The following is a 13,119-nucleotide window of genomic DNA, read 5'->3' as shown; positions in this document are numbered from 1 at the left end:
GGTTGAATGCATCAAAAAGGCGCATTTTCTGTGCCGCCTAATTCGATGTCACTTATTCAGGCGTACTGCAGCCCAAGTAAACCCTGGAAATCCTTGGCTGGCAGCGGACGTGCCAGCAGATAGCCCTGAACCTGATCGCACTGCAGACTCACCAGAGCCTGCATTTGCGCTTCGGTTTCGACGCCCTCGGCCACGACGGTCATGTCCAGGGAGTGCGCCATGGCACAGATGGCACGAATGATGGCCGCGGCCTCGGCCGGGTTGTCGTCGAGCGCCGAGACAAATGCGCGGTCGATCTTGATCTGCTGGGCGCGGAAGCGCTGCAGATAACTGAGGCTGGAATAACCGGTGCCGAAATCGTCGATGGCGACCTCAAAGCCGAGCGACTGAATCTGGCGGATGGCGGCAATGCTCTGGCCGGCATCGCGCATGGCCGCTGTCTCGGTAATTTCAAACATCAACCGATGCGCGGCCACCTGATAGCGGTGCAGGATCTGCGACAGGCGCTGCACGAGGTCGGGCTGCTGGAATTGGCGCGGCGAGAGGTTGACGGCGATGCGCTGCGGCGGCATGCCGATGGCATCCCAATGCATGATCTGGCGGCAGACTTCTTCGACCACCCAGTCGCCCAGTTCGACGATGGTGCCGGTGCGTTCGGCCAGCGGGATGAATTCCGCCGGCGACACCGGGCCCAGCTCCGGATGGTTCCAGCGCAGGAGCGCTTCAGCGCCCGTCATGGCTTGCGTGCGCGCATCGTACTTCGGCTGGTAATACACGGAGAGTTGCCCGTTGAGCGCTGCATGCGAAAGCGCACGTTGAATCTGCAGCACACGGTGTGCGGTGGTGTTCAGGCGCGGCTCGAAGAAGCGATAGGCGTTGCCGGTCGACTGCTTGCAGTCGAACATGGCCGTGTCGGCATGTTCGAGCAGCGCGTCAGCCGTGGCGCCGTTGTGCGGATGGACGACGACGCCGATGCTGGCGGTGGCACGCAGTCGACGGCCTTCCACTTCCACCGATTCGCGCAGGCGGAACAACAGCTTGTCGCCGATCGTCGCTGCGGCCTCGGGCAGCGCCAGGCCTTCCACGAGGATGCCGAATTCGTCACCGCCAAGGCGTGCGACCGTGTCTTCGCCGCGAATGGTCTGACGCAGTCGCTCGGCAATGATTTGCAGTACGCGGTCGCCGGCGTTGCGGCCGTATTGGTCGTTGATCTGGCCGAAGTTGTCGAGGTCCAGATAGAAGAGGGCAAACGGTCGGCCGCGCCGCGTGGACGACAGGATTGCGGCCTCGAGCGCTTCGCGCAGATGCAGGCGGTTTGGCAGGCCGGTCAGCGTGTCGTGGAACTGGGGCCGGGGCGTCTGATTTGCCACGCGCGCCAGCGATGCTTCAAGATGCGCCTGCGCCGAGTCGACGCGGGTTTCAAGCATCATCAGCACCGCATGCAGCCCCAGCGCAATCAGCACGCCACCGGCGCTGAGCATGATGACTGGCACGGTTTGCGTCATCGATGCGTCGGCCGGCCATGCCGCCGCGCACGGCCACAATACAAGGGACAGCACGGCGGTGGTGGCGAGCACCGCGGCGGCGCGTGCGCGCAACCCGACGGCGGCGCGACGCTGCGCCGGCGGCATATGAAACGCCATGCACACCGCCAGACATACACCTGCGCCAAGGACGAGCGTGCCGCCGCCCCAGCCCAGCAGCGTGCGGCGCAGGGACAAGGCATCGTCATGCACCCAGGGGCGCGTCAGATACAACTCCATCGTCAACAGCCCGATGCCCAGCGCCACGGCACCCATGGCAATGCTGCGTCGTTGCGGAACCTGTGCGCCGTTGGCGGGCGACGAGTCCGGCAACGCAATGGAGAAGACCGCCAGCGATGCAGCCAGCGCCGTCATGAGCGTCGCCGCAATCGGCGCGGATATGGGTGTGCCGACCTGCCGATGCAGGCCAAGCTGGCCGAGCCAAAGCCCGGACCACAGCCCAATGCCAAGAATGGCCGCGCAGGCGATGCGCCAGTTGCGGCGTTTTGCGATCGTCGAGCCCCCCGGCAGACGTGTCGCAGCGTCAAGTGCGGCAAACGTGGTCAGCCCCGTGCTGACCCACGCAAACAGCAGCAGCGCAATATGGAAATCGTTATGCATGCGAGCGCATCCGGCGCGGCCCCCCGATCTACGACCGGCGCCTAGTCTGTGTTTTGCGGCGAGGATAGCGCAAAAGCCTGTCGTTTCAGGCCGCGAAAAAGCGCGTTTGTTGTGCGCTATTCACAGAATGTGTCGGGATCATTCGCCGCAGCCGCCTCGCATCGAGCCGGCATGACGGCGCCACGCCTCTCTAGAGGGATCGGCAGAAATTGCGGAAACGTGACCCGGGTATACGCGGATGGCCCGACGCCCGTGATTGGGCGTCGGCGGTCAGGCGGGGTGGGGCGGGAAGTTGGCCGTGAGGTCAGGCATTCAGCCGGCCGCGTCGACGCGAAGCCGGCGTGGCGGCGCCCGCACGTTCCAGATCGACGCTGGGCAGCAGATGCAGCAAGCGCACAAGTTCAGACTGACGATGTGTGCCGGTCTTGCGCAGGATGTCGCGGATATGCACGCGCACCGTGTGCAGCGAGAGGAATTCGCGCTCGGCAATCTCCTGCAGCGTTTCGCCCGCAGCCAGCCGGGCAGCGACGATGCATTCCTTGTTGGTCAGTCCGAAGAGCGATGCGAGTACGCCGGCGTCCATGACAGAGCGCGTCTCGGAGTTGCCGACCAGCACCAGCGCGAGCGGCGAAGCCCACGTCGAGCGCATCGCATCGGAGGGGGCAAGCGGGGTGGCAATGAAGGGCACCGGACGGCCATCGCGCGCCAGATACATCCACGAACCAGCCGCGCCTTGCACGCCGAGCGACCCGGCGGCGTGTTCGATGAGGTTGCGCAGCGCCGCGTTGTGCGTGTGGTCGGCAGAGTGCAACATGCTGCCATCCAGCGACAAACGGTCGTCTTCTGCGGTCATCGTGCGTGCCCAGGCGTTGGCGTATTTCACGCGCATGGTGCGTTCGATGACCATTACGCCAAAGTCGAGCGTATCCAGCCCGGCCATGCCGAGGGCGGCAAGTTCGTTCAGCTCGAGGTTGCGCTGCTGCATGCGCGCGGCCCGCTGCAGGTGGGGCAGTACGCGTTGCAGGCGGGACTCGCGCTCCATCGCGCTGACTTCCGAGACATCGTCGTCGCGCGTGCGCAGTCGCATCGTGACGCGCATGTCGGGCGTGTCGATGAGGGTGACGGCCGCTGAAGCGTTCTCGTCAGAGGCCGCGGCACTGATCAGTTGCGGGTCTTGGCAGAAAGCGTTGCAGTGGCCCGGTTGCGGGCAGTGCTGGCACCAGCCCGACGAAACGCCATGACGCGGCGTGTCGGTGTGCTTGTCCCAGACGAAATAGTGAGCGCTCTCGGCGCCGGCGTAGACGGAGAGCAGGGCCAGTGCGATCGGCATTTGCGCAGGCTCAAGTACCGCCTCGTAAATGGTATCGACGAGTCGATGGAACTCTGCGTCATCCGATAGACGTTGCAGCATGATGGCCCCCGGTGCGTATTTGCGACAGCTCAGAGTGCAATCCCTTGCTGTCGGCGTGGTGCGGCGTGATGCCGCCGTCGCTGTAATGATTATTGTTGTTTTGCGCGACTTCTGTGGTAATCGGCAACTCTTTGGAAAAACTTAACATTCCGCTTCTGATGCTCCCAAATTCGGACGGTGCTGTATCCCCCTCCTAAGAGGGGAGTATGGGCGACTTTCAGCGCTGAAAATATAAATAATATAAAAAATTCCTGCACATGTTCACGATGCCGGCGTGCGTCAGTTGAACTGGTATGTATAGGCCGCGTTGAACCGCAGGCTGCGGGAGCTGGAGTTGATCGGCTTGTCGCCCACGGGGCGCGCGATGGCCAGGTCCAGCGTGTAGTACTTCCGATCGGAGAAGCGCACGCCCAGCGCAATCGAACCGAGCTGGTCGTGCACCAGCGTGCCGGCGTTCGAATAGACCTTTGCGGTGTCGTACAGCACGTAAGGCTGCACGGTCTTCAGATAGTCCATCGATACCTGGAATGCGCGGTTGATTTCCACCGACGCGCCCCAGCCGCGGTCACCCGCCACTTCCCCGGCCGGATAGGCCAGGCCGAAGAAGCGTCCGCCAAAGCTGATCTGCTCCGACGACGGAAGCACCGCGCCGCTGTACTGTGCTGCCCCCGACACCACCACGCCAAAGCCTAGGGGCAAGTCGTGGGCTTCGCTGGCGGTGATGCGCGTGCGCAGGAAGCTCAGGTCGACGTTGTTGTTGGCGTTGGCCGAGGCGCCCTTGCCGGCGCCCAAGCTGTTGATGCCTTGGTACAAGCCCAACGACGCACGTCGGGTCTCGCCCGGGTTGACTTCGGTATAGAGAACCTCGGCACCGGCCACGCGGACTTTGGTATCCAACTCTGTCTGCGCAAAGCCCGGGTTTTGCGGTGTATAGCGCTGCTTGTCGTCGTTGCCGTAGAAGGTGCCCGTCAGCGTGAGGTTGCGGGTGTTCGACAGCAGTACCGGATAGCTCAATGACAAACCGAGCCGCTGCGTGTCAGTCAGATAGCGCGATTGATAACCCAGCTGCTCCAGCGGCAGATTCTCGGGCATGCCGCGATAGTGCGACCACGTGAGCTTCGCCAATAGTCCATCCGTGCCGATCGGCTGTGCCCACGTGGCGGAGTAGAACGTCTCGTGATCCGACCCGCGCGGTTGCAGGGTCGACACAGTGATCTGCTCGCCCAGCGGCGTCACGCTGTTCAGCGTGCCCGTGATGATGGCCCGCACACCCGGCGAGCGATATTCGACGCCCGTGCCGATGGTGTACGGCTGGCGCTTCACGTTCAACACCAGTTCGCTGGCGCCGTCGGTGGTGGTGGGCGGCTGCACGGTCGCGGTGATCTGCACACCGGGTTGCAGCGCCAGCACGCCCGTCACGCGCTCGAATGTTTCGCGGCGCAACGGCTTTTCATTCATCAGGCGCTGCGAGATGTCGCGTAGGCGGCCTTCCAGCGGCCCGGGTGTTCCTTCGATCCGCATGCGCGCCACATAGCCTTCGACCACGGTGACGCGCACGACGCCACCTTCAAACGTTTGTGCGGGCACAAAGGCAAATGACAGCGGGAAACCGCGGTCGGCATACAGCTTGGTGACCTCGTTCGCGGCCTGCAGGAGTTGCGCGACGGTGATGTCGTGTCCGGCCAGCGGTGCGAAATACGCAGCGACCTCAGGAAACGGCAGCGTCTTGACGCCTTCGATCTGGAACTTGGTCGGGGTGAGATGCGTGGCGAGCAGATTCTCCAGCGCGGGATTCGGCCGCTGAACCTCGACCTGGATTTTCTGCTGGGGCGGACGGGAAGTATCGACCTTGGGAAGCGTGTCGATCGGGTTGCCTTGGGTCGGGCTGCTCTGCGCCCAGCTGAGTGCCGGGCCGGTCAGTGCTACGCCTGTGGCCAGGGCCAACCGCATGGTGGTGGTCCGCACGCGTGTCTCCTCCGTGGTGTTTGTTTGTGGTGTCGCGAAGCCGTACAGCCGCGCGTTGCATCAAACGATAACCGCGAGACATGGTGCTTTACAACAAGACACATAGAGGGAGCGTTCACGCGACGCAACGGCCAAGGTCGATACCGATGGTGCGCACGTGCGTGCCAGCGAGCCCAATGAAGACGCCGCATTGCGCGGCGTCGGTCTGTTTGAAACGCGACAGCGGCGGGCCGGCGTGGTAGCTGGTCCGCCGCTGTGTGGACTCTAGATCAGTGGTGCGTGCCGCCCAGTACGCCGCCGACCGTACCCAGCAGGCCGCCCACCGCGCCAGTCACCGGCGACAGCGGCGTTGCTGCACCTGCCGATGTCAGGCCAGTGCCCACCGTAGTGACCACCGTGCCGACCGGTGCGGTGATTGCACTGACCGGGCCCAGCGGATTGCCCGCGCCACCTGCTGCACCGCCCAGGCCGCCCAGCGCGCCGGTAATCGGAGCGAGGGGGCTGGAGCCACCCGTCGCGCCGCCGAGGCCGCCCAGCAGACCGGTGACCGGAGCGAGCGGGCTGGAGCCGCCTGCGCCACCCAGACCGCCGAGAGCGCCAGTGATCGGCGCGAGCGGATTGCCGCCGCCCGTCGCGCCGCCGAGACCGCCCAGCAAGCCCGTGACCGGAGCGAGCGGGTTGGTCCCGCCAGTGCCACCAAGACCGCCCAGTGCGCCGGTAATCGGGGCGAGCGGGTTGCTGCCGCCGGTTGCGCCACCGAGGCCGCCCAGCAGACCGGTGATCGGCGCCAGCGGGTTACCACCCGATGCCGTGGGCGAGTACACGACGCCGCCCAGCGCGGCAACCGTGTTGCCCGTGGCCGTGACCACGCCACCCAGACCGCTGACCACCGGAACATTCGCCGCGGTGAGCGTGGTGCCGCCCTTGGCAACGGCCCCGCCAACCGTACCCAGCAGCGTGTTGACCGGCGAACCCAGGCCGGTGGCCGCGCCCAGCGTCTGCGTACCGCTGGTGACCTGCGAAGTCAGCGGCACGATGGCCGTGCTCAGTTGCTGCGTAAGTTGTTCCACGGGGCCGGTCGACAGGGCCGTGCCCAGCGTGCCGCCGCCGTTGGCCACGGCTTGGCCGATCTGCGTGACCACGCCTGCCAGCGGCGTCGTCACCGGGGCCAGCGGTGCCAGCGGGCCGGTGCCCAGGTTGTTGACCAGCGTGCCGGCGCTCGTGACGGTGTTTCCGGCACCGGTCACCACATTACCGAGGCTGGAAACCGTGGTGCCAACCGGATTGGCGTTGCGGCCGATGCTGCCCAGTCCGTTCTGCACGCCCGTGCCCAGCGCCGAAACCGTCGCGCCGGCGTTTTCGACGACACCGCCCAAGCCGCTTTGCACACCGCTCAGTTGCGAGGGCAGCGGCGCCGTTTCGATCGTCTTGCCAAGACCGGTCACCGTCGAGCCGACGCTCGTGACAATGCCGCCCGTATTGTTGAGGACAGCGCCAGTCGGGGTCAGCGGCGCGGGTGCCGGGGTCGGAGTCGGGCTCGGGGAGGGCGACGGAGACGGCGAGGGGGAAGGCGACGGCGAAGGGGACGGAGCCGGGGAAGGCGTCGGCGTCGAACCGCCACCGTTGTTATTCGAGCCGCCGCCGTTTGAACCGCCCAGCGAGCTGCCGAGGTCGCCGGAGCCGGAACTGGCGCAACCACCCAAAACCAACAGGCTTGCCATGGTGGCGGCCAGGCACTTGATGTTCTTATTCATGATGGATCTCCCGTTTTAAAAGTCCGCTTTAGTCAGCAGGAAAATGTCTCACTCTCGCTGTGAGGTGGCCGGACTCTGCAAACGGTGTGCCATGTCGTGATTATTACGCAATGCGTAATGAGGTATCGAAATTTGCCGCGGTTATCTCAATAAAAATGAAGAAACTGTGAAAACTAACCAGAATGCGTGATTTACATACCCCTCCAAAGTGGGGGTGAAACGTTTGCCTACGGGGTTATGTCGGGAACGAATATGTTCCGTGTCACGTTACGCCGTAACGTCCGAAACACGGATTTGAATGGCGTAACACCGCGTTTTGAGGGTGGGGTAACACCTGATACATCGCCCACAAAACCAATAAACAGGCCGGTCTCCGAAATCCGAGTCATGTTTCTAATGCACCTGGCATGCCCTTTGCAGAATGTGGCCCGCAGTCCGCAGTACCGAGCTCAGACATCAAGACACATCATTCCAAGAAGGGGACGGACCATGACTCACATTCGATACTCCATTCGCGTTGCGCCGTTGGCCTGCGCTGTTGCCGCTCTCATGTTGGCGGCTTGTTCTTCGGGAGGCTCCGGCTCGGGCAGTTCGCCCAATCCGAGCCCGAACGATACGACGGGCGTGACGCCCATCGGCAAGGTCGCAAACGGCACGGGCAACACCGTTGTGGCGACCGGCCAGGCCGTCAGCAGCCTGGGTTCGACGCTTCAGAACGCAAACATTCCGGGCCTGTCCGATCAAGCCAAGGCCGGGTTGGGCGGCACGGTGGACAACGCCGGCAAGGCTGTCAGCGATCTCGGCCTGGGCATCCAGACCGGCATTGGCAAGATGGGCCAGAACCCCAATCCGATCGGCACGACGGTGGCCAGCACCGGCAATGTCGTGACGGATCTGGGCCAGGCCACGGTGAGCGCCGGTTCGCTGGTGCAGGGCCTCGGTCAGGGCGCGGGCGCGCCGCTGGCACCGATCACCCAGCCTGTGGGCGGCGGCGTTCAGCAGGTCGGCCAAGCGCTGATCGGCGGTGGCACGCTACTGGGCAGCGCGCTGTCCTCGGGCGCGGTTCAGCAGGTGACGCAGCAACTGAGCACGGCCATCGTGCCGGTCACCACGCAAGTCAGCGGGGCGACGCAGATGGTGGGTGATGCCACCGGCCTGGGCGGGGTGCTGAATAACCTCTTGGGCACGGTGGGCGGCGGTGTCGCCGGCGCCGGCAACACCATCACCGGGACGGGCGTGCCGGTGGTCTCGAACCTGGGTCCGGTAGTGACGTCGGTCGGCACGACCGTCGCCGCAATCGGCGGGGTCACCACGGCCGGCGGCTCCGCCGGCAGCAACCCGCTGGGCGGCCTGCTTGGCGGCGTGGGTGGCAGCACCGGCGGCAGCAACCCGCTCGCCCCGCTGACTGGGTTGCTGGGCGGCGCCTCTGGCGGCTCCAATCCGCTGGCGCCCGTGACCGGCCTCCTGGGCGGCGCAGCCGGCGGCAGCAACCCGCTGGCCCCTGTGACCAATCTGTTGGGCGGCGCGACGAGCGCAGCCGGCGGAGCCTCGGGCGGCAGCCCGCTGGCTCCCATTACCAACTTGCTGGGCGGCGTTGGCAGTCTGGCGCACTGAGCAGTACCTGTCTGTGCTCTTGAAGGTGCGCGGGCGTGTTCCCGTCGCTCGCGCATCCTTTTTTTTGTCTAGACAGAAATGGGGAGCGTCCCGACTGATCCCGAAGATTAATGGGAAACCCGTCCAAATAATCAGTTTGGTCTGAGGTTCATTAGGGGATTTCCATTAGTTTTCAGAGGGTTGGCGCATCTTTAATAAAATTAAATAGAGACTTCACTCTAATTTGGGGCAAGTACCTCAGTTGAGTTATTTTGTTTGCGGCGCCGCACGCCTATAAAGTTGTTACGGGGTGTTACGTGACATACGTGACACGCTGCGAAAAAATGCCCATGGGGTGGGTGTGCGGTGATCCTCGGGCGTGTTCGGGACATTACGCTCGGTGAGGTTTGAATTTCGTTCCATTAGTGGAACGACGCAGGCAGCAAAAATTTTGCGGTTTGTGTCATCGCAGTAAATCCCCATGCGTTTTATCCATTATTAGCAAATATGAACTGGCTAAGGTTGGAGCGCCGAAAGCTGGTCGAGATCAACACATCCGCGGGCGAGTGCAAACAGGAGAGAGAATCATGAAAAACGCCGTTCTGAAGTTCCTTCGCGACGAACAAGGTGCCACTGCCGTTGAGTACGGCATGATCGCGGGCCTGATCGCAGCAGCGATCACGGTCATCGTCGGCAAACTGGGCACCCAGCTCAACACCGTGTTCACGAACATCTGCAAGGCCGTCAACAACAATACCGCGTGCTAGACCGCTGGTACGGCCATGCAGATACCGCTGGCTGGGCGAGTGTCGTAGTTCTCGCAGTTCTGGCTATTACATGGGACTTCCGCGCGCGGCGCGTGCCGAACTGGCTCGTCGCTGCCGGCGTGGTGCTGTCCATCGTGCTGATCAAGCTGGGCGGGGTCGAGGCACTTGCCTATGACTGGCAAGACTTCTGGCTTGGCGGGGTGATTGCATTCGCCTGTTTTCTGCCGCTCTACATGTTGGGCTGGATGGGCGCGGGCGACGTCAAGTTCTTCACGGTCGCCGGGTTGCTGGCCGGCTGGCACGGGCTCGTCGCAGTGTGGCTGGTCTCCAGTCTTATCGCGGGGCTGCATGGACTCGCAATCTTGATGCTGCGCCAGTTTGATGTGTCATCGCCGTCGGCCTGGCTCGCGATGCGCATGTGCCCGGCGCTGGAGCGCTGGGACGCCGCACAGGCCGGACGCCGCGGTATTCCGTATGCAGCCTATATGGCGATCGGATTGCTGAGCCTGCCTTGGGTGCCCGCCACGATGCGGATGCCCTGGTTGCCGGGCATGTAGCCAGAAGATTCAAGCATTGAAGAAGAGCCGCAAAGCGGCCAGCCTATAAAAAGGAGTCGGCCATGCCGACATTGCGATGGGAACGGGAGGGTGCATACCTGCACCCAGATACGCGCAGGCCAGTAGCCAGCCGGCTTGCGCGACACAACAGCCGCGGTGCGGCTTCTGTTGAATTTGCCGTGGTCGTGCCGGTGCTGCTGGTGCTCATGCTGAGCATCGTGTACTACGGCGTGATCCTCGCCATGCAGCAGATGCTGACGCTGGCGGCTGAAGAGGGCGCGCGCGCCGCGCTGCGCTATCAGCCTTCCAATACCCAACGTGTCGCCGCGGCCTATGCGGCGGTTGCTTCGGTACTGCCTGCCTCGCTGAGCGCGCGGGTCCAGACCAATCAGAGCAGCACACCCCTGGTGAACTGCCAGAACGTGGCAGGCATGCAATGCCTGAGCGTGGTGCTGACCTTGCCCGTGACTTCCGGCAACACCCCCCTGCTGCCTGCGATACCCCTGCTGCCCGCACCCGCCACGCTGACGGGCTCGGCTGTCGTGCAGTTGGTAGCGGGTTCGTAAGCCCTTCCGGTTCGCTGATTCTCTTGATTGATCGCACCTGACATCGCACCCAAGATTGCCTAGACAGGCCGCCCAGATGACCAGCAAACATCTCCAGATTTTCGCCGCCGGACTTCTCCTGCTTGCCGCCATTCTTGGCGCCGTAGCGTGGAAGAGCGCGCATCGTGCGCCTGCGCCGGTGGCCGTGCAGCAAGACGGCAAGACCGTATATCCCGTTGTGATTACCGTGAAGCCGCTGGAAGCCGGCAAGGCCATCACGGCCGACCAAGTGGCCATCGAACGGTTGCCCATCAACCCGACGGATGCGTTTTCGGACGTCAGCAAGGTGGTGGGGCGCGAACCCGTCCTGCCGATTGGCGTGGGTGTGCCGTTGATCGCATCGCAACTCTCCGCCGGATTGGCTCAGCAGGTCGAGGCCGGCCAGCGCGCGGTTGCCATCAACGTGGACGAGGTGATCGGCGTGGGTAACCGCGTCATGCCTGGCGATTACGTCGACGTGTTTCTCGTGATGCGCAAGGACGGCCAGGAGATCGAAGACAGCCAGGCGCGCCTGCTGCTGCCGCATCTGCGCGTGCTGGCGTTCGGCCCGCTGGCCGTCAACGAAGGGCCGCAGAAGCAGCCGGAGAGCAACAACGTCACACGCAAGGTCGATCAAGCCAAGACGGCCGTGCTGGCCGTGCCGGTGGAGGCGGTCAGCCAATTGGCGATGGCCCATCAGAGCGGCCGTCTGCTGCTGGCGCTGCGCAACCCCGGCGACGACGCCGAACCGACCGTCAAGCCGCAGGATGCCGCATTGCTGGCAGCCGCCAACCGCAACCCGATGGACGTTGCACAAGCCGGCGTGTCGATGGCCAGCCTGACGGGTTCGGCGCGCAGGCCGGCAGTTGTGCAAGCGCCGCCGCTGCCGGCCGTTGCCGCAGCACGCACGACGGTGCGCAGCAGCACCGCCGGCACTGGTGTCGAGATCATCCGCGCAGGAAAACGTGAGGAGCAACATGACTGATGCCGCCATGGTTCGCGGTTGGATGGGCGTACTCGCGTTGGGCTGCGCTGCCTTCGTGTCGACCGCATGGGCCCAGACAGAACCGACCGGCCAGACGCTTCATCTGCTGACGGGCAGCCAGCGCGAGATTCGCCTGGGCAAGCCGCTGGAGCGCATTGCGATTGGCAACCCCGAGATTGCCGATGCGCTGTTGCTCAAGGGGCGCGGCGCGGCCACGAGTGTCCTGATCATCGCCAAGAAGCCGGGCGCGGCCAACGTGATGGTCTGGACGCAGGGCGGCGTGGCGACGACTTACAACGTGCAGGTGGACGCCGCTGCGCCTGTGGCGGGCGATCCGACCGTGGTTGCGCAGGGCGATACCGCCGTCGTGTCGGGCCAGCCCAAGGATGTATACGCGTTGAGCCGCGCCCGCCGCGCCGCCGCCGCGGCCAGTGGCGCCGAAAAGCCGAAAGACGGCAACGTCATCGACACCACCTCGATGAACGTGCCGGGCACGGTGCAAGTCGACGTGCGGGTCGTGGAGTTCAGCAAGACGGTGCTCAAGGAAGCCGGGTTCACGTTCGGCCGTACGCGCGGCGGTTTCGATTTCCGGACATTTGCGCCGTCGTCGCTTTCCAAGGTCACGTTCGGCTCCAACGGCTTGACGACCGAATCGACCATGCCCATCGGCTCGGCGTTCAACCTGCTGGTCTCGTCGGTCAGCAAGGGGCTCTTTGCCAACCTGAGCCTGATGGAATCGAACGGCATGGCACGCGTGCTGGCCGAGCCGAGCCTGGTGGCCCTGTCGGGCCAGAGCGCCAACTTCCTGGCCGGCGGCGAGATTCCGATTCCCGTGCCGCAGGCCCTCGGGACCACCACCATCGAATACAAGCCGTTCGGCATCGGGCTGACGGTGTCGCCGACGATCCTGTCGGAAAACCGCATTGCCCTGAAGGTGGCACCCGAAGCGAGCGACCTCGATTTCAGCCGTGGCATCACGCTCAATGGCGCGACGGTGCCGGCCATCGTCACGCGCCGCGCCGATACAACGGTGGAACTGGGCGATGGCGAGAGCTTTGTCATCGGCGGCCTGGTCAGCCGGTCAACGCTATCCAACATCGACAAGGTTCCGTTCCTGGGCGACGTGCCGATCATCGGGACGTTCTTCAAGCGACTGAATTACAACCAGGAAGAGCGGGAACTCGTGATCATCGTTACGCCGCATCTGGTCAAGCCGATGGCACGCAATGCGCCGATCGACAAGATGCTGCCGGGCCGAAGCGGCGGGCAGGATCGTGATGTCGCGGGCGAGCCGGTATGGCGGCCGTTTGCTCTGGGGGTGGCAGATCCGGCCACCATGCCCGGGTTCTCGAAGTAAGG

Annotated in this window: 10 protein-coding genes; 6 read left to right on the top strand and 4 right to left on the bottom strand. The window is 64.2% G+C overall.

All coding sequences use genetic code 11. The features are described from left to right. Window positions 1-56: 56 nt before the first annotated feature. The 4 genes from N511_RS0109370 to N511_RS0109355 form a co-directional block, all read right to left on the bottom strand. The gene (locus N511_RS0109370; RefSeq protein WP_027679061.1) at window positions 57-2,144 is read right to left on the bottom strand and encodes a putative bifunctional diguanylate cyclase/phosphodiesterase; all 2,088 of its coding nucleotides are present in this window, start codon (window positions 2,142-2,144) and stop codon (window positions 57-59) included. A gap of 304 nt (window positions 2,145-2,448) precedes the next feature. Beyond that, the gene (locus tag N511_RS0109365; protein WP_027679060.1) at window positions 2,449-3,555 is read right to left on the bottom strand and encodes a helix-turn-helix transcriptional regulator; all 1,107 of its coding nucleotides are present in this window, start codon (window positions 3,553-3,555) and stop codon (window positions 2,449-2,451) included. Between the two features lie 279 nt (window positions 3,556-3,834). Continuing rightward, window positions 3,835-5,520, bottom strand: a complete 1,686-nt coding sequence (locus N511_RS0109360) for a ShlB/FhaC/HecB family hemolysin secretion/activation protein (protein ID WP_027679059.1) — start codon at window positions 5,518-5,520, stop codon at window positions 3,835-3,837. Between the two features lie 269 nt (window positions 5,521-5,789). Beyond that, a complete protein-coding gene (locus N511_RS0109355; RefSeq protein WP_027679058.1) occupies window positions 5,790-7,274 on the bottom strand; it encodes a collagen-like triple helix repeat-containing protein in 1,485 nt (494 codons plus the stop codon). Between the two features lie 489 nt (window positions 7,275-7,763). On the opposite strand from N511_RS0109355, the gene N511_RS0109350 reads away from it, so the two are divergent. The 6 genes from N511_RS0109350 to N511_RS0109325 all read left to right on the top strand — a co-directional run bounded on the left by N511_RS0109350 (window position 7,764) and on the right by N511_RS0109325 (window position 13,117). After that, a complete protein-coding gene (locus tag N511_RS0109350; RefSeq protein WP_027679057.1) occupies window positions 7,764-8,888 on the top strand; it encodes a collagen-like triple helix repeat-containing protein in 1,125 nt (374 codons plus the stop codon). Between the two features lie 566 nt (window positions 8,889-9,454). Then, window positions 9,455-9,634 carry a Flp family type IVb pilin gene (locus tag N511_RS0109345; protein ID WP_027679056.1) on the top strand — a complete coding sequence of 60 codons (180 nt, stop codon included), beginning with the start codon at window positions 9,455-9,457 and terminating at the stop codon, window positions 9,632-9,634. A 92-nt stretch (window positions 9,635-9,726) separates the two neighbouring features. Then, the gene (locus tag N511_RS0109340; protein WP_027679055.1) at window positions 9,727-10,191 is read left to right on the top strand and encodes an A24 family peptidase; all 465 of its coding nucleotides are present in this window, start codon (window positions 9,727-9,729) and stop codon (window positions 10,189-10,191) included. 62 nt (window positions 10,192-10,253) lie between these two features. Further along, a complete protein-coding gene (locus tag N511_RS0109335) occupies window positions 10,254-10,757 on the top strand; it encodes a TadE/TadG family type IV pilus assembly protein (RefSeq protein WP_027679054.1) in 504 nt (167 codons plus the stop codon). Between the two features lie 76 nt (window positions 10,758-10,833). Continuing rightward, a complete protein-coding gene (gene cpaB / locus N511_RS0109330) occupies window positions 10,834-11,760 on the top strand; it encodes a Flp pilus assembly protein CpaB (protein WP_027679053.1) in 927 nt (308 codons plus the stop codon). Then, window positions 11,753-13,117, top strand: a complete 1,365-nt coding sequence (locus N511_RS0109325) for a type II and III secretion system protein family protein (protein WP_027679052.1) — start codon at window positions 11,753-11,755, stop codon at window positions 13,115-13,117. Before cpaB ends, N511_RS0109325 begins: the two co-directional genes overlap by 8 nt. Window positions 13,118-13,119 lie beyond the last annotated feature (2 nt).

The sequence above is a fragment of the Ralstonia sp. UNC404CL21Col genome (assembly GCF_000620465.1).
In the GTDB taxonomy this organism is placed as follows: Bacteria; Pseudomonadota; Gammaproteobacteria; order Burkholderiales; family Burkholderiaceae; genus Ralstonia; species Ralstonia flatus.
The sequence above is the reverse complement of the archived record's forward strand: the minus strand, read 5'-3'. Positions and strand labels throughout refer to the sequence as shown.

Coding starts and splice junctions, on each gene's coding strand:
- N511_RS0109370 (WP_027679061.1), bottom strand. CDS start 2,144: ATGCATAACGATTTCCATATTGCGCTGCTGCTGTTTGCGTGGGTCAGC.
- N511_RS0109365 (WP_027679060.1), bottom strand. CDS start 3,555: ATGCTGCAACGTCTATCGGATGACGCAGAGTTCCATCGACTCGTCGAT.
- N511_RS0109355 (WP_027679058.1), bottom strand. CDS start 7,274: ATGAATAAGAACATCAAGTGCCTGGCCGCCACCATGGCAAGCCTGTTG.
- N511_RS0109350 (WP_027679057.1), top strand. CDS start 7,764: ATGACTCACATTCGATACTCCATTCGCGTTGCGCCGTTGGCCTGCGCT.
- N511_RS0109345 (WP_027679056.1), top strand. CDS start 9,455: ATGAAAAACGCCGTTCTGAAGTTCCTTCGCGACGAACAAGGTGCCACT.
- N511_RS0109335 (WP_027679054.1), top strand. CDS start 10,254: ATGCCGACATTGCGATGGGAACGGGAGGGTGCATACCTGCACCCAGAT.
- cpaB (WP_027679053.1), top strand. CDS start 10,834: ATGACCAGCAAACATCTCCAGATTTTCGCCGCCGGACTTCTCCTGCTT.
- N511_RS0109325 (WP_027679052.1), top strand. CDS start 11,753: ATGACTGATGCCGCCATGGTTCGCGGTTGGATGGGCGTACTCGCGTTG.